Source organism: Klebsiella sp. BDA134-6, assembly GCF_015601345.1.
GTDB lineage: Bacteria > Pseudomonadota > Gammaproteobacteria > Enterobacterales > Enterobacteriaceae > Klebsiella > Klebsiella grimontii.
Genome location: NZ_CP064784.1, coordinates 5,038,167 through 5,052,807, shown reverse-complemented (window position 1 = coordinate 5,052,807; position 14,641 = coordinate 5,038,167). Strand labels below are relative to the sequence as shown.

16 protein-coding genes are annotated in these 14,641 nt (G+C 59.1%); 15 read left to right on the top strand and 1 reads right to left on the bottom strand.

Annotated features, from left to right (window positions below; translation table 11 throughout):
* Positions 1 to 178: 178 nt before the first annotated feature.
* From yqgB to speB, 3 genes are all read left to right on the top strand, one after another.
* A complete protein-coding gene (gene yqgB / locus IYV58_RS23330; protein ID WP_075210876.1) occupies positions 179 to 310 on the top strand; it encodes an acid stress response protein YqgB in 132 nt (43 codons plus the stop codon).
* A gap of 8 nt (positions 311 to 318) precedes the next feature.
* Entirely contained in the window at positions 319 to 2,295 is a 1,977-nt protein-coding gene (speA, locus tag IYV58_RS23325; protein WP_195729289.1) for a biosynthetic arginine decarboxylase, read from the top strand.
* Positions 2,296 to 2,510: 215 nt separating this feature from the next.
* Complete coding sequence (gene speB / locus IYV58_RS23320; protein ID WP_004125131.1) at positions 2,511 to 3,431, top strand: agmatinase; 921 nt, start codon at positions 2,511 to 2,513, stop codon at positions 3,429 to 3,431.
* A 3-nt stretch (positions 3,432 to 3,434) separates the two neighbouring features.
* Here the strand turns inward: speB and IYV58_RS23315 are convergent, their stop codons facing one another.
* Positions 3,435 to 4,646 carry an MFS transporter gene (locus IYV58_RS23315; RefSeq protein WP_195729288.1) on the bottom strand — a complete coding sequence of 404 codons (1,212 nt, stop codon included), beginning with the start codon at positions 4,644 to 4,646 and terminating at the stop codon, positions 3,435 to 3,437.
* A 427-nt stretch (positions 4,647 to 5,073) separates the two neighbouring features.
* On the opposite strand from IYV58_RS23315, the gene IYV58_RS23310 reads away from it, so the two are divergent.
* From IYV58_RS23310 to IYV58_RS23255, 12 genes are all read left to right on the top strand, one after another.
* A complete protein-coding gene (locus tag IYV58_RS23310) occupies positions 5,074 to 5,397 on the top strand; it encodes a Rieske (2Fe-2S) protein (protein WP_004125124.1) in 324 nt (107 codons plus the stop codon).
* On the top strand, positions 5,394 to 5,702 hold the full coding sequence (locus IYV58_RS23305) for a recombinase-like helix-turn-helix domain-containing protein (RefSeq protein ID WP_004125120.1): 309 nt from the start codon (positions 5,394 to 5,396) through the stop codon (positions 5,700 to 5,702). The genes IYV58_RS23310 and IYV58_RS23305 overlap by 4 nt, the downstream gene beginning before the upstream one ends.
* Before the next feature lie 10 nt (positions 5,703 to 5,712).
* Positions 5,713 to 6,735, top strand: coding sequence for an aromatic ring-hydroxylating oxygenase subunit alpha (locus IYV58_RS23300; RefSeq protein WP_004125117.1), 1,023 nt, complete (start codon positions 5,713 to 5,715; stop codon positions 6,733 to 6,735).
* Positions 6,735 to 7,484, top strand: a complete 750-nt coding sequence (locus IYV58_RS23295; RefSeq protein ID WP_004125115.1) for an SDR family oxidoreductase — start codon at positions 6,735 to 6,737, stop codon at positions 7,482 to 7,484. Before IYV58_RS23300 ends, IYV58_RS23295 begins: the two co-directional genes overlap by 1 nt.
* A gap of 13 nt (positions 7,485 to 7,497) precedes the next feature.
* Entirely contained in the window at positions 7,498 to 8,286 is a 789-nt protein-coding gene (locus tag IYV58_RS23290; protein ID WP_004125113.1) for an IclR family transcriptional regulator, read from the top strand.
* Between the two features lie 88 nt (positions 8,287 to 8,374).
* Positions 8,375 to 9,301, top strand: coding sequence for a VOC family protein (locus IYV58_RS23285; RefSeq protein ID WP_087828540.1), 927 nt, complete (start codon positions 8,375 to 8,377; stop codon positions 9,299 to 9,301).
* Complete coding sequence (locus IYV58_RS23280; protein ID WP_049113598.1) at positions 9,298 to 10,485, top strand: NAD(P)/FAD-dependent oxidoreductase; 1,188 nt, start codon at positions 9,298 to 9,300, stop codon at positions 10,483 to 10,485. The genes IYV58_RS23285 and IYV58_RS23280 overlap by 4 nt, the downstream gene beginning before the upstream one ends.
* A gap of 26 nt (positions 10,486 to 10,511) precedes the next feature.
* On the top strand, positions 10,512 to 11,768 hold the full coding sequence (locus IYV58_RS23275) for an MFS transporter (RefSeq protein WP_142482088.1): 1,257 nt from the start codon (positions 10,512 to 10,514) through the stop codon (positions 11,766 to 11,768).
* A 10-nt stretch (positions 11,769 to 11,778) separates the two neighbouring features.
* Complete coding sequence (locus IYV58_RS23270) at positions 11,779 to 12,309, top strand: cupin domain-containing protein (RefSeq protein WP_004125089.1); 531 nt, start codon at positions 11,779 to 11,781, stop codon at positions 12,307 to 12,309.
* A 9-nt stretch (positions 12,310 to 12,318) separates the two neighbouring features.
* Positions 12,319 to 13,089 (top strand): alpha/beta fold hydrolase, encoded by a 771-nt coding sequence (locus IYV58_RS23265; protein WP_087828539.1) that lies wholly within the window; start codon positions 12,319 to 12,321, stop codon positions 13,087 to 13,089.
* Positions 13,073 to 13,867: an SDR family oxidoreductase gene (locus IYV58_RS23260; protein ID WP_004125082.1), complete on the top strand. Its 795-nt coding sequence runs from the start codon at positions 13,073 to 13,075 to the stop codon at positions 13,865 to 13,867. Before IYV58_RS23265 ends, IYV58_RS23260 begins: the two co-directional genes overlap by 17 nt.
* Before the next feature lie 9 nt (positions 13,868 to 13,876).
* Positions 13,877 to 14,641, top strand: a complete 765-nt coding sequence (locus IYV58_RS23255; protein ID WP_032741950.1) for an aspartate dehydrogenase — start codon at positions 13,877 to 13,879, stop codon at positions 14,639 to 14,641.

Here is a 14,641-nt window from a genome sequence, read left to right as displayed (position 1 = left end):
GCAACCCGCATCTCTCTCATGCAAACCAGCCGATGTTCTACCCATCTCGGCGCTTCTCAGGATTCCCGGGCCGGCAGGCTGCTGGAACACTGAACAAGGGCGCTCTTGCGATAGCAAGGGTTTTCTCGTGGTTTCTCCGGACTGTCATACTCCGTTCGGGTACGTGTTTTACGATGATATGAATAAGAAACCGGTCGCTCAGCCGCAAGACCAGCACTATCTACTGGGATTTCGGACTGTTTATGGGTTGTTATCGCTTCTTCGGATTGCGATAGTAGTCAACTGTTTTACACTTGTTACTAAAATTTGAGGTTCGCTATGTCTGACGACATGTCATTATCTTCGCCTTCGTCAGCAGGCGATCACGGTGTACTACGTTCCATGCAGGAGGTTGCGATGAGCTCCCAGGAAGCCAGCAAGATGCTACGTACTTACAATATTGCCTGGTGGGGTAATAACTACTACGACGTTAACGAACTGGGCCATATCAGCGTCTGCCCGGATCCTGACGTCCCGGAAGCGCGCGTTGACCTTGCTGAGCTGGTGAAAGCCCGTGAAGCTCAGGGGCAGCGCCTGCCTGCGCTGTTCTGCTTCCCGCAGATTTTGCAGCACCGTCTGCGTTCGATTAACGCCGCCTTCAAACGCGCGCGTGAGTCTTATGGCTATAACGGTGACTACTTCCTGGTTTATCCGATCAAGGTCAACCAGCATCGCCGCGTCATTGAATCGCTGATCCACTCCGGCGAGCCGCTGGGTCTGGAAGCCGGTTCGAAGGCTGAGCTGATGGCGGTGCTGGCACACGCCGGTATGACCCGCAGCGTCATTGTTTGTAACGGCTACAAAGACCGTGAATATATCCGCCTGGCGCTGGTGGGCGAAAAGATGGGCCACAAGGTTTATCTGGTCATCGAGAAGATGTCGGAAATCGCCATCGTGCTGGAAGAAGCCGAGCGGCTGAACGTGGTACCGCGTCTTGGCGTGCGCGCGCGTCTGGCTTCGCAGGGCTCCGGTAAGTGGCAGTCTTCCGGCGGCGAAAAATCCAAATTTGGCCTCGCGGCGACACAGGTTCTGCAGCTGGTTGAAATTCTGCGCTCTGCCGGGCATCTGGACAGCCTGCAGCTGCTGCATTTCCACCTTGGCTCGCAGATGGCCAATATTCGCGATATCGCCACCGGCGTACGTGAATCCGCGCGTTTCTACGTTGAGCTGCATAAGCTGGGCGTGAATATTCAGTGCTTTGACGTTGGCGGCGGTCTCGGCGTTGACTACGAGGGCACCCGTTCGCAGTCCGACTGTTCGGTTAACTACGGCCTGAACGAATACGCCAACAACATTATTTGGGCGATTGGCGATGCCTGCGAAGAGAACGGTTTGCCGCATCCGACGGTGATCACTGAATCCGGCCGCGCGGTCACGGCGCACCACACCGTGCTGATATCGAACATTATCGGCGTTGAGCGTAACGAATATACCGAGGCGACCCCGCCTGAGGAAGACGCCGCGCGTCCGCTGCAAAGCATGTGGGAAACCTGGCTGGAGATGCAGGAAACCGGCAACCGCCGCTCGCTGCGCGAATGGTTGCACGACAGCCAGATGGATCTGCACGATATCCACATCGGCTACTCCTCCGGCACTTTTAATCTTCAAGAGCGCGCCTGGGCCGAGCAGCTGTATCTGAATATGTGCCATGAAGTTCAGAAGCAGCTCGACCCCAGCAACCGCGCGCATCGCCCGATTATTGATGAACTGCAGGAGCGCATGGCGGATAAGATCTACGTCAACTTCTCCCTGTTCCAGTCGATGCCGGATGCGTGGGGTATCGATCAGCTGTTCCCGGTGATGCCGCTGGAAGGGCTGAACAAGATACCGGAACGCCGCGCGGTGCTGCTGGATATCACCTGCGATTCCGACGGCGCGATTGACCACTATGTGGATGGCGACGGTATTGCGACCACCATGCCGATGCCGGAATACGATCCGGAGAATCCGCCGATGCTGGGCTTCTTTATGGTGGGCGCCTACCAGGAGATCCTCGGCAATATGCACAACCTGTTCGGCGATACGGAAGCCGTAGACGTGTTTGTCTTCCCTGACGGCAGCGTCGAAGTTGAGCTGTCGGATGAAGGGGATACCGTTGCGGATATGCTGCAGTACGTGCAGCTCGATCCGAACACGCTGTTGACCCAGTTCCGCGATCAGGTAAAAAATACGGACCTGGACGCCGCCCTGCAGCAGCAGTTCCTTGAAGAGTTCGAAGCGGGTTTATACGGCTACACTTATCTCGAAGACGAGTGATATACGTCCTCTCCGTAGCCGAGAGGGAAGAGAGGGGGAGAGAAGGCTCATTACGGCCATTCGCCAGACTCACTTGAACGCGTAGACATTTACGGCGATAATTCGCTCAACTAAGCAGTAAACTCATTTAAACCCTTCCTCGTCGGGCCTAACGACGCGGAAGGGTTTTTTTATATTTGTATTTCAACGCAACGACGGTAAAAGAGGTCATATCCATGAGCACCTTAGGTCATCAATACGATAACTCCCTGGTATCCAACGCATTTGGTTTTCTGCGTCTACCGATGAATTTCATGCCGTATGACAGCGATGCGGACTGGGTCATCACCGGCGTACCGTTTGATATGGCGACCTCCGGACGCGCGGGCGGCCGTCATGGCCCGGCGGCGATCCGTCAGGTGTCGACGAACCTTGCGTGGGAGCACAACCGCTTCCCGTGGAATTTTGACATGCGCGAGCGCCTGAACGTCGTGGACTGCGGCGACCTGGTTTATGCCTTCGGCGACGCGCGTGAAATGAGTGAAAAGCTGCAGGCCCACGCGGAAAAACTGCTGGCGGCAGGTAAACGCATGCTCTCCTTTGGCGGCGACCACTTTGTCACCCTGCCGCTGCTGCGCGCTCACGCTAAGCACTTTGGCAAAATGGCGCTGGTGCATTTTGATGCCCATACCGATACCTACGCCAACGGCTGCGAATTTGACCACGGCACCATGTTCTACACCGCGCCGAACGAAGGCCTGATCGATCCGAATCACTCAGTGCAGATCGGTATCCGTACCGAGTTTGATAAAGACAACGGCTTCACGGTGCTGGATGCGGGCCAGGTCAACGATCGCAGCGTTGACGACCTGATCGCTCAGGTGAAACAGATCGTCGGCGATATGCCAGTGTACCTGACCTTTGATATCGACTGCCTGGACCCGGCGTTTGCCCCGGGTACCGGTACGCCGGTGATCGGCGGCCTGACCTCCGATCGGGCGATCAAGCTGGTGCGCGGCCTGAAGGATCTGAACATCGTCGGCATGGACGTGGTGGAAGTCGCTCCGGCCTACGACCAGTCCGAAATCACCGCCCTGGCGGCGGCGACGCTGGCGCTGGAAATGCTCTACATTCAGGCGGCGAAAAAAGGCGAATAAGCCTCAGACGCTCACTGCTGCTGCGCGACGCATGCGCAGCAGCAGCACGCCTCCGGCGCAAAGCGTCATCAGCTGTGATACCACCAGCACCGAGAATCCCGAGCTTACCGATCCCGCCGACTTCATGACCATCCCCATCAGCAGCGGGATAAACGCTGCGCAGATATTGCCGATGCCATTAATAATGCCATAGGCGCTGCCGACCGCCTCGCGTGGCGCATGGTGCTGCACGACCGCAGGGATCGCCGCGCCCTGCAACCCCCAGAATACGTTCGCCGCCAGCATAAACAGCGCCAGCATCGCCTGCTGGTGGCTGAGCATCAGCGCCAACACCGACAGAGCGGTCAGCAGGCCGCCGATAATAAACAGCACGGGCGCCTGCTCCGGCCGCATCTTATCGAGCAATACCCCGCCGAGAAATTTTGACCCCAGACTTAGCAGAAACGGAACCGCCGCCAGCAGGCCGGTGGCCTGCAGCGAGAAGTGATGCTCGTCGCGTAGCCAGGCCGGCAGCCAGGCGCTACTGCCCCACAGATAGCTGAGGGTGGCGATCTCCACCACCAGGATCCAGCCGAGCAGCGGCGTGCGCCAGGCGAGAGTAAAGGTTTTGATGATACCGGGCTTTGCGCAGCGTTCATTGACGACAGGGGCGGGCAGAAAGCGCCAGATTAATCCGCCGCCGAGCAGCAGGTTCAGCAGCGCCAGGGCGTAAAACGAACCCATCCAGCCGACGTGCGCCATCAGCCAGGTGACCAGCGGAAAGCCCATCGCCAGCCCGAGCGAGACGCCGAGGGCCGTCACGGCGTTAGGTTTACCAACCTCATCGGCAGCGAAGCTATCGCTGATAAAGCGGGTTTTCAGCGAGAATAGCGGCCCCTCGGCAACGCCGAGAACGATGCGCGCGATTAACATTCCCAGCAGCGAGCCCAGCAGCGGCGAAACCGCGCAAACCAGCGCCCATATTGCCACGCTGCTTAACAGTCCCTGGCGATAGTTGAGCCTGCTTTCTATAAGCGGAGTTAATATTAATGCCGATAAACCATAACCCAGGAGAAAGCATGCCATCAGCATGCCTTGTAACATTCTGTTTTCATTTAAATGAAAGTGAGCGGCGAATTCGGGGTTCAGGATCATTACCGAGATATTTACCCGATCGACGTAAGAAATAATTATTAACAAAAGTAGTGCGATAGTACCTTGCCATCTTGCCGCCATGTTTTACCTCTTTTTTAAATTTAATACATATTGGTTATTATTTTTTTAACGCCAGAAATAATCACCTGACTAAAATGGTTCACCTATGAAACTCTATGTTTTTTAAGGTTAAAATTTCATTTTGTTTCATATGTGAAACTGTGAGATTTACCTTTGTGCTCATTTCTAACGAGCATTGTGAAAAGAAGTCAACAGGTCCACTTCATTTCTTAAGAGATAGCGTTATTTATAATGAAAGAGCACTTTAAATATCATCATTTCATCTGGCTGCTTTTTTTCGTGATCAATTCCACAGTTAGCTAATTAAAAGTCTATTCATTAACAATTTAATCACATTAGCGCTTGACGAAAGATTCATCGCTTTTATATTGACCGTATTAAATAAGAAACAGAGTTTCATATATGAAACAGAGCCCGGAGGAATGCGATGAGCTGGATTGGCGTGTGTGACGCGGAGCAAGTACAGGAAGATTTCCCCTACAGCGGCAGTATCGACGGTAAAGAAATCGGTATCTATCTGATTGATGGCGAATATTACGCGCTGGAAGACGTTTGTCCCCACGCTTATGCGCTGCTGAGCCAGGGCTTTGTTGAAGATGGCAAGGTGGAGTGCCCGCTGCATGAAGCGGTATTCGACGTCAAAACCGGCCAGTGTTTGCACGGCCCCGGTGGCCGCAGCCTGCATCGCTACCCGGTGCGGGTATACGACCAGCAGATCCAGATTTCTTTTATCGAGGAGAACGTGGCATGAGCGAATCCCTGGACTTTAACCCGGCATTGCCGGAAAGCCGTCAGTTCACGCCGCCGGCGGAAGGCGGAAACGGCAATATTCACAAGCCCGGCGACTATCCCAATCTGATCTGGCAAACCCGCAGCCGGGTGCCGGAAAGCTGGGAACTACAGCTTATTGCCACCCTGGAAACGCTCTTTGAGCAGGGCGCGGAAAACCTCGGCGAGCTGGTGAGCGGCCTGAACGGCGTCAGAATGTACGACCAGCAGGGCGAACCGTGGAGCGAAAGCAGCTTCCAGGCATTTCTGCAGGTAAATGGATACTGAGGACACAGCGATGACGACAACGGTACAAAACTATCTTGATAAAGGGTTACGCGGCCTGTGGTATCCGGTGCTGGCGAGTTGGGAAGTGCAGTCGGCCCCGGTGGGCATTACCCGCCTCGGCGAACAGATTGTGGTCTGGCGCAATAAAGACGGCCAGGTGCAGGCGCTGGAAGACCGCTGTCCGCATCGCGGCGCGCGCCTGTCGATGGGCTGGAACCTGGGCGATCGCATCGCCTGCTGGTATCACGGCGTGGAAGTGGCCGGCAACGGCGAAGTGAAAGACGTCCCGGCAGTTGACCGCTGTCCGCTGGTGGGTCAGCAGTGCGTCCGCAGCTACAGCGTTCAGGAAGCGCACGGCGCTATTTTTCTGTGGTTTGGCGTCACCGCCGACCAGCAGCCTGATGAGCTGAACTTTCCGCAAGAGCTGGCCGATAGCGACAAATATAGCAACTTCCTGTGTACCGCGGCATGGAAATGCAACTACCAGTACGCCCTGGAAAACGTGATGGACCCGATGCATGGCACCTATCTCCACTCCTCCTCGCACTCGATGGCGGAAGGCGATCGCAAAGCCGACATGGTGCTGCAGCCCACGAAAACTGGGTTTATTTTTGAGAAGAAAGGGCAGGTTGGCGTTAACTTCGACTGGGTTGAACTGGGCAACAGCGGGACCTACTGGATGCGCCTCTCTATTCCGTACAAAAAGCGCTTTGGACCGGGCGGTCACTTCTGGATTGTCGGCATGGTGGTGCCGGAAGATAACGACAACTGCCGCGTCTTCTTCTGGCGCATCCGTGGCGTACAGGGCTGGCAGCGCGATCTGTGGCGTTTTATGTATCGCAACCGCCTGGAAAAACTGCACTGGGAAGTGCTCGAACAGGATCGCGTGGTGCTGGAAAGCCTGGCGCCGAATGCCCGCGATCGTGAATATCTTTATCAGCACGACGTCGGCCTTTCGCGTCTGCGCCGCATGATGCAGAAAGCGGCAAAAGAGCAGTTGGCGGCCCTGGAAGAGCAGCAGGGAGCCGCCTGATGAACGGCCTGCTTAACGGGAAACGTATCGTCGTCACCGGCGCGGCGCGCGGCCTGGGCTACCACTTCGCCGAAGCCTGCGCCGGACAGGGCGCGGCGGTGGTGATGTGCGACATTCTGCGGGGTGAGCTGGCGGAAAGCGCCCATCGTCTGCAGGAAAAGGGCTACCGCATCGAATCCCACGCGATCGATCTCGCCGATAGCGAATCGATCGACCGGGTATTCAGCGCTATCGGCGAGCGGGGAGCGATCGACGGGTTAGTGAATAATGCGGCAATGGCCACCGGCGTCGGCGGTAAAAACATGCTCGATTACGATCCGGATCTGTGGGATCGGGTGATGACGGTTAACGTTAAAGGTACCTGGCTGGTGACCCGCGCGGCGGTGCCGCTGCTGCGCGAAGGGGCGGGGATCGTCAATGTCGCCTCGGATACCGCCCTGTGGGGGGCGCCGCGGCTGATGGCCTACGTTGCCAGTAAAGGCGCGGTGATCGCGATGACCCGCTCAATGGCCCGCGAGCTGGGGGAAAGGCGCATCCGCATAAACGCCATCGCGCCGGGGCTGACCCGCGTTGAGGCGACGGAATACGTGCCTGCGGAACGCCATCAACTTTATGAAAACGGTCGCGCGCTGAGCGGCGCGCAGCAGCCGGAAGACGTCACCGGCAGCGTGGTCTGGTTGCTCAGCGATCTGTCGCGGTTTATCACCGGCCAGCTAATCCCGGTCAACGGCGGTTTTGTTTTTAACTAATAAGTGAGGCGGTATGGCGAACGATCAGGAAGTGAAGTACCTGGTGCCGGGGCTTGAGCGCGGCCTGCAGCTGCTGCTGGCTTTTGGCGAACAGCATCGCGATCTGACCTTCGCCGAGCTGCACCGGCTGGTGGATATGCCGAAAGCGACCGCCTATCGCGTGGTGCAAACGCTGGAGTATATGGGCTTTCTCGAGCGCAACGCGCGCACCAACACCTTTTCGCTGGGGATGAACGTGCTGCGGCTGGGCTTTGAATATATCGCCTCGCTGGATATCGCCCAGGTGGGTCAGCCGGTTATCGAGCAGCTGCGCGATGTCAGCCAGTGCAGCAGTCATCTGGCGATCCGCGATGGCCGGGACATTATCTACATCGCTCGCGTCAGCGCGGCCGGTTCGCGGATCAACCAGGTCAGTGTTGGCACCCGGCTGCCGGTGCACTGCACCTCGCTGGGCCGCATGCTGCTGACCGATGTTTCACGCAGCGAGTTTGAACAGCTGTTCCCTGACGAGCGACTGCCGGGCAACACTCCGGGCCAGCTGCACGATCGCGAAGCGCTGTGGCAGATGGTACAGCAGGATAAAGCCCGAGGTTATGTGATTGGCGAGTCGTTCTTCCGCCACGGCATCTCGTCGATTGTCTACCCGGTGTATGACCGCAGTGGCCGGGTGGCGGGGGTGGTCAGCATCCTGGTTCCCTCCGATGAGATCCCGCAAAGCGATCGCGAGCGGCTGCAGAACGACGTCAGCCTGGCGGCGGACAAAATTTCCGGTTTCCTGGGATATTTGTCTCAGGCTAGTTAAATCAAACACTTAATGGCAGGCGCTTGAGTGCGCCGGGCATGTTTTACGCCCAAATTCGGGCGACAGAACGGTAAAGAGGCGACGAACAATGAGTATTACCGGAATTGAAAAGCTGGAATTTGGCGTAGATGACCTGAACCATAGCGCCAAATTTATGCACGATTTTGGCCTGGCTGGCGATGCCAGCGGGCGCGTGTTTACCACCCTCAGCGGCGCGCGCGTCGAGCTTAATCTGATCGACAGCCCCGACCTGCCCCCAGCGTTTGAGGCCGGCAATACGCTGCGCCGTATGACCTGGGGTGTAGCGGATCAGGCGGCGCTGGAGGCGCTACGTCCAAAGCTGGAACGTCAGCCCGGCTTCCGCAGGGTTGACGGCGCGCTGGAGTGCCTCGACCCGAACGGCATGACGCTGCGGGTGCAGGTCAGCCAGCAAACGGCGGTAGAGCTTAACGTCGAGCCGATCAACCAGTGGGGCGATGTTCGCCGCATCGACACGCCGAGTCCGGTTTACGACCGCGCGCAGCCGATCAACGTCGGCCACGTGGTGTTCTTTGTTGAAGAACTGGCGGTGGTCGAAAGCTTCTATCGCGAAGTCCTCGGCTTCCAGGTGTCAGACCGCTACATCAACCGTGCGGTATTCCTGCGCTGCGGCGCGCGCGGGGGCCATCACAACCTGTTCCTGCTGCAGCTGCCGAACCGCAAGCGGGGTCTGAACCACGTGGCCTTCACCGTGCGTGACATCCACGAGGTGATCGGCGGCGGCATCGCGATGAACAAAAACGCCTGGAGTACCTTTATCGGCCCCGGCCGCCACCCGGTCTCTTCGGCCTACTTCTGGTACGTCAACAGCCCCACCGGCGGCGCCTTCGAGTACTACACCAACGATGATTATCTGACGGAAAACTGGCAGCCGCGCGAGCTGGAGCACTCGTTGGTCTCCTTTACCGAATGGGCAGTGGAGGGCGGTATCGACCACGATACTCGCCGCCAGCAGAAAAAAACGGAGGCGGTATGACGGCGCGGATTGTGATTGTCGGCGGCGGCCAGGCGGGCGGCTGGGCGGCGAAAACGCTGCGCGACGAGGGATTCGACGGTGAGATTTGCGTGGTGGCGGAAGAGGAATGGGATTTCTACGAGCGGCCGCCGCTTTCCAAAGCCGCATTGTTGGATACCGATGCGCAGCTACCGCGCTTGTTTTCGCACGAAGCGCAGCAGGCGCTGAACCTGACCTGGTATCGTCCGCTGCGTGCAGAGCAGATTGACCGGGCCGCTAAAACGCTAATTTTAAGCAACGGCGAACGTATTAGTTACAACATTCTTTTAATCGCCACCGGGGGGCGAGCGCGTCTGCCGGGCGAGGCGTGGGCGGCGCATCCTCAGGTTTATACCCTGCGTCACTGGCAGGATGCGCAGCGTCTGAAAAGTCGTCTGGCGGAAAGTCAAAAACTGGCCATTGTCGGTGGCGGCTGGATTGGCCTTGAGATTGCCGCCTCGGCGCGGAAAAACGGCGTGGCGGTGACGCTGTTCGAGCAGCAGCCTGCGTTGTGCATGCGTTCGGTGAGCGGCGAGGTGTCGCAACGCTTAGCGGCAATTCATCGCGCGCAGGGCGTGGATATCCGTACCGGCTGCGGCGCGCTGGAGCTGGAAGATAATAACGGCCTGCCGGTCATTCACTGTGACGGTAAGCGCGAAATTTATGATGCGGTGGTGGTGGGGATCGGGGTCGATCTTAATCTCGAACTGGCGCGCGACGCGGGGCTGAAAACAGAGCGCGGGATCGTTGTGGATACCCAGGGGAGAACGTCGGATCCGTTCATCTTTGCTGCCGGGGATGTGGCGCAGCATCATCACTACGGCCTGTGCATCCAGTCCTGGGCCTTCGCCCTGAATCAAGCGGTGGCGACGGCAAAAGCGATGCTCAACCCCGATGCGCCAGGCTACGACGATGCGCCGTGGCTGTGGTCGGATCAATATCAGCACAATATCCAGATCCTTGGTATTCCGCAGCCGGGCAGCAGAACGATAGCGCGTGAAGACTCGCTGTACTTCTCGCTGGACGAAAACGGGCGGCTGGCGCAGCTGGTGGCGTTCAACGATGCGCGTACCGTCAAGCTGGCGAAGCGCTGGATGGCGGCAGGGCGAGATTTATCCGCTGTACCGCTCGCTGACCCGGCCTTTTCACTGATGTCATTGCGATAGCTAACCCGCACCCTTAAGGGGGAGAAATGACCACATTAGAGACTAACGCCGCGCCTGCTGAGGCGAGCGGCGAGGGCATCCGCACGCCTGAAAAAGCGGTTCGCTGGGCCATTCCGCTGTCGCTGCTGGCCTGCGTACTGCTGGCGTTCTTCGACAAGATCAGCATCGCCGCGCTGTTTTCCGATAGCCACTTCCAGCAGGCGATGGGCATCGATTTCGACACCACTCGTCTGGGTATCCTGATGAGCGCTTTCCTGCTGAGCTACGGATTTTCCTCAGTGCTGTTAAGCGGCCTGGGCGACCGTATCGCGCCGCTGCGTCTGCTTACCGGGATGATGGCGGTGTGGTGCATTTTAATGCTGGTGATGGGCTTCACCCACAACTACACGCTAATGGTGACGCTGCGAATTTTGCTGGGTATCGCCGAGGGGCCGCTGTTCCCGCTGGCGTTCGCTATCGTCCGCCATACCTTTCCGCAGCACCTGCAGGCGCGGGCCACCATGCTCTGGCTGCTGGGCACCCCGGTGGGCGCGGCGATTGGCTTTCCGCTATCGATTTGGCTGCTCAACACCTTCGGCTGGCAGAGCACCTTCTTTGTGATGGCGATGCTGACGGTGCCGGTACTGATTTTTGTGCGTATCGGGCTGCGCGGCGTCAGGCTGGAGGCGAAAGCCAGCGGCGGGCAAACGTCGCAGGAGGCGCGCCGCAGTGCCCGCCGCGAGCTGTTTGTCAGCCCGCACTTCTGGATGATTTGCATCTTCAATATCGCTTTTCTCGCCTATTTGTGGGGCATCAACGGCTGGCTGCCGGGCTACCTGATTAAGGGCAAAGGTATCCATCTTGAACACGCCGGCTGGCTGTCTTCAATGCCGTTTATCGCCATGCTGCTCGGCGAAATCATCGGCGCCTGGCTGTCAGACCGCGTCGATAAGCGCGCTGCCGCCTGCTTTATTTCCCTGGCAGGTGCAGGTATTGGCCTGGCTGCGGTGATGCATTTCACCACGCCGTTGCCGGTGATCGCGGCGATGAGCTTTAGCACCTTTATGTGGGGGACCGGCGCGCCGAATATCTTCGCGCTGCTGGCCAAGGCGACCCATCCGCGAGTCAGCGCCACCGCGGGCGGAATTTTCAACGGGCTGGGAAACTTTGCCGGGGCGTTATCGCCGGCGTTGATGGGGGCGCTTATCGCCTTCACCCACAGCATGGATTCCGGGCTGATTTTTCTGGTGGTGATGGCGGCGGTGGGCTGCGTCCTGTTACTGCCGCTGCTAAGACGTTACTGAGGATAAAACGATGACTGATTCAACCGTAACCGCAAAACCGAGTCTGAAACCTGAACATCTGACGATGGAAGAGTGGGTCGAGTCGCGTATCGCGCGCTTTGAAGGCCGTAAATACGACTGGAATGCGCTGAAGTTCCAGGCGGATTTCGACCCGAAGTATCGCCGCGCGCAGATGCGCTATATCGGCACCGGCGCGACCGGCGTCGCCAGCGATAGCAATACCGTTCAGGCGGAACACTTCACCTTCTCCACCATGGTACTGCCGTCCAAATGCGAAGGCCCGCTGCATCTGCACGACGATGTGGAAGAAGTGTTTTTCATGCTCAAAGGGCAGATCACCCTGATGATTCAGGATGGCGACAGCTATACCGAGACCGTCCTGCGCGAACGCGATCTGATTTCCGTTCCGGCCGGAATTTATCGCGGGCTGTTCAACCATGGAGAGGAAGAGGCGCTGATGTGCGTGATGCTCGGTACGCCAAAGCCGCATATTCCGACCTACCCTGAAGATCATCCGCTGTCAAAAGTGAAGCGTAGCTAAGGAGCGATGATGACGGGTTTTCGTGAACAAGGAAGCGGTACGCCGCTGACGCTGCTGCACGGCATCAGTTCCGGCGCGGCCTCCTGGCATAAACAGATGGCGCTTCCGGGCTACCGCGTGCTGGCCTGGGATATGCCCGGTTATGGCGAAAGCCCGATGCTTGCGACGGCGCGGGCGGATGCCGGCGACTACGCCGATGCGCTGGCGCGGATGCTCGACCGCGCCGGGGTGCAGAAAACCGTACTGGTCGGCCATTCGCTGGGCGGGCTGGTCGCCGCCGCTTTTGCCGCCAGGTATCCGCAGCGCGTGCGGTATCTGGTGCTGGCCGACGTCGCTCAGGGCTACGGCCAGGCGGCAGCCGCGCAGCGGGAAAAAGTCTGGCAAGGGCGTCAGCAACAGATGGCGCTGGGCGGTGAGGCGATGGCCCTGGGACGGGCGGCGAAGCTGCTGCGCCCCGGCGCGCGCGAAGCCGATGTGGCGACGGTTGCGGCAGGCATGCGCAGGCTGCGCAGTGAAGGCTATCTCGCCGCCGCCTGGATGTTGGCGCACGACGACATCCACCGCTGGCTTGCCGATTATCGCGGCCGCTTCGCCGTGTGGTGCGGCGAGCAGGATGCCATCACCCAGCCCGAGTTGGTGCAGGGGGTGGCGCTACGCTACGGCATGCCGTACACCGCTATCCCGCAGGCCGGGCACGCCAGCTATCTCGATAACGCGACGTTTTTTAATCAACAGCTTTTACGCATAGGGGAAGAGGTGCGCGATGAATGCACAAATTGAAGGACGCGTCGCGGTGGTCACCGGCGGCTCGTCAGGGATTGGTTTCGAAACGCTGCGCTTGCTGCTGGGCGAAGGGGCGAAAGTCGCCTTTTGCGGCCGCAATCCGGACCGGCTGGCCAGCGCCCACGCGGCGCTGCTAAACGAATATCCCGCTGGGGACGTGTTTTCCTGGCGCTGCGACGTTCTGAATGAACAAGAGGTTCAGGCCTTTGCAAATGCAGTAGAAGCCCATTTTGGCGGCGCTGACATGTTGATAAACAACGCCGGCCAGGGCTATGTCGCCCATTTCGCCGATACGCCGCGCGAGGCCTGGCTGCACGAAGCCGAGCTGAAACTGTTCGGCGTGATTAATCCGGTCAGGGCGTTCCAGCCGCAGCTTGAGCGGTCGGATATCGCCTCAATTACCTGCGTGAACTCGCTGCTGGCGCTGCAGCCGGAAGAGCACATGATCGCCACCTCCGCTGCCCGCGCCGCGCTGCTGAATATGACGCTGACCCTGTCGAAGGATCTGATCGGCAAAGGGATTCGCGTCAATTCCATTCTGCTGGGCATGGTCGAATCCGGACAGTGGCAGCGCCGTTTTGCAAACCGCAGCGATAAGAGCCAGAGCTGGCCAGAGTGGACCGCCGACATCGCCCGCAAGCGCGGGATCCCGATGGCGCGGCTCGGAAAACCGCAGGAGCCGGCGCAGGCGCTGCTGTTTCTCGCTTCGCCGCTGGCTTCGTTTACCACCGGCGCGGCGCTGGATGTGTCCGGCGGCTTTTGCCGTCACCTGTAGGGAAAGATGATGAAAAAGGTGATGTTAATCGGCTACGGCGCGATGGCGCAGGCGGTCATTGAACGGCTGCCGCCGCAGGTGGCGTTAGGCTGGATCGTGGCGCGCGAGCCGCACCATGCGGCGATCCGTCGGCAGTTTGCCGGGGCGGTTGCGCCGTTAAGCGATCCGCAGCAGTGCGACCAGACGCCGGATCTGGTGCTTGAATGCGCCAGCCAGCAGGCGGTGGCGCAGTACGGTGAGGCGGTGCTGGCCCGCGGCTGGCATCTGGCGGTGATTTCCACCGGCGCGCTGGCGGATAGCGAACTGGAACAGCGCCTACGCCAGGCGGGAGGCAGGCTAACGCTGTTGGCGGGCGCGATAGCCGGTATTGATGGCCTGGCGGCGGCGAAAGAGGGCGGCCTTGAGCGTGTGACCTATCAGTCGCGTAAAAGCCCGGCCAGCTGGCGCGGCAGCTATGCCGAGCAGCTGATCGATCTTAGCGCGGTACATGAAACGCAGATTTTCTTTGAGGGCAGCGCCCGCGAAGCGGCGCGGCTGTTTCCGGCGAACGCCAACGTGGCGGCAACCGTGGCGCTGGGCGGCATTGGTCTTGATGCCACCCGGGTGCAGCTGATGGTGGATCCGACGACGCAACGCAACACCCATACGCTGCACGCCGAAGGGGGGTTCGGCGAGTTTCACCTGGAGCTGAGCGGCCTGCCGCTCGCCAGCAATCCCAAAACGTCGACCCTGGCGGCACTGAGCGCGGTACGCGCCTGCTGCGAACTGACATAA

Excerpts from the sequence above, each read along its gene's own strand:
- yqgB (WP_075210876.1), top strand. The coding sequence starts at position 179 with ATGAATAAGAAACCGGTCGCTCAGCCGCAAGACCAGCACTATCTACTG.
- speA (WP_195729289.1), top strand. The coding sequence starts at position 319 with ATGTCTGACGACATGTCATTATCTTCGCCTTCGTCAGCAGGCGATCAC.
- speB (WP_004125131.1), top strand. The coding sequence starts at position 2,511 with ATGAGCACCTTAGGTCATCAATACGATAACTCCCTGGTATCCAACGCA.
- IYV58_RS23315 (WP_195729288.1), bottom strand. The coding sequence starts at position 4,646 with ATGGCGGCAAGATGGCAAGGTACTATCGCACTACTTTTGTTAATAATT.
- IYV58_RS23310 (WP_004125124.1), top strand. The coding sequence starts at position 5,074 with ATGAGCTGGATTGGCGTGTGTGACGCGGAGCAAGTACAGGAAGATTTC.
- IYV58_RS23305 (WP_004125120.1), top strand. The coding sequence starts at position 5,394 with ATGAGCGAATCCCTGGACTTTAACCCGGCATTGCCGGAAAGCCGTCAG.
- IYV58_RS23300 (WP_004125117.1), top strand. The coding sequence starts at position 5,713 with ATGACGACAACGGTACAAAACTATCTTGATAAAGGGTTACGCGGCCTG.
- IYV58_RS23295 (WP_004125115.1), top strand. The coding sequence starts at position 6,735 with ATGAACGGCCTGCTTAACGGGAAACGTATCGTCGTCACCGGCGCGGCG.
- IYV58_RS23290 (WP_004125113.1), top strand. The coding sequence starts at position 7,498 with ATGGCGAACGATCAGGAAGTGAAGTACCTGGTGCCGGGGCTTGAGCGC.
- IYV58_RS23285 (WP_087828540.1), top strand. The coding sequence starts at position 8,375 with ATGAGTATTACCGGAATTGAAAAGCTGGAATTTGGCGTAGATGACCTG.
- IYV58_RS23280 (WP_049113598.1), top strand. The coding sequence starts at position 9,298 with ATGACGGCGCGGATTGTGATTGTCGGCGGCGGCCAGGCGGGCGGCTGG.
- IYV58_RS23275 (WP_142482088.1), top strand. The coding sequence starts at position 10,512 with ATGACCACATTAGAGACTAACGCCGCGCCTGCTGAGGCGAGCGGCGAG.
- IYV58_RS23270 (WP_004125089.1), top strand. The coding sequence starts at position 11,779 with ATGACTGATTCAACCGTAACCGCAAAACCGAGTCTGAAACCTGAACAT.
- IYV58_RS23265 (WP_087828539.1), top strand. The coding sequence starts at position 12,319 with ATGACGGGTTTTCGTGAACAAGGAAGCGGTACGCCGCTGACGCTGCTG.
- IYV58_RS23260 (WP_004125082.1), top strand. The coding sequence starts at position 13,073 with ATGAATGCACAAATTGAAGGACGCGTCGCGGTGGTCACCGGCGGCTCG.
- IYV58_RS23255 (WP_032741950.1), top strand. The coding sequence starts at position 13,877 with ATGAAAAAGGTGATGTTAATCGGCTACGGCGCGATGGCGCAGGCGGTC.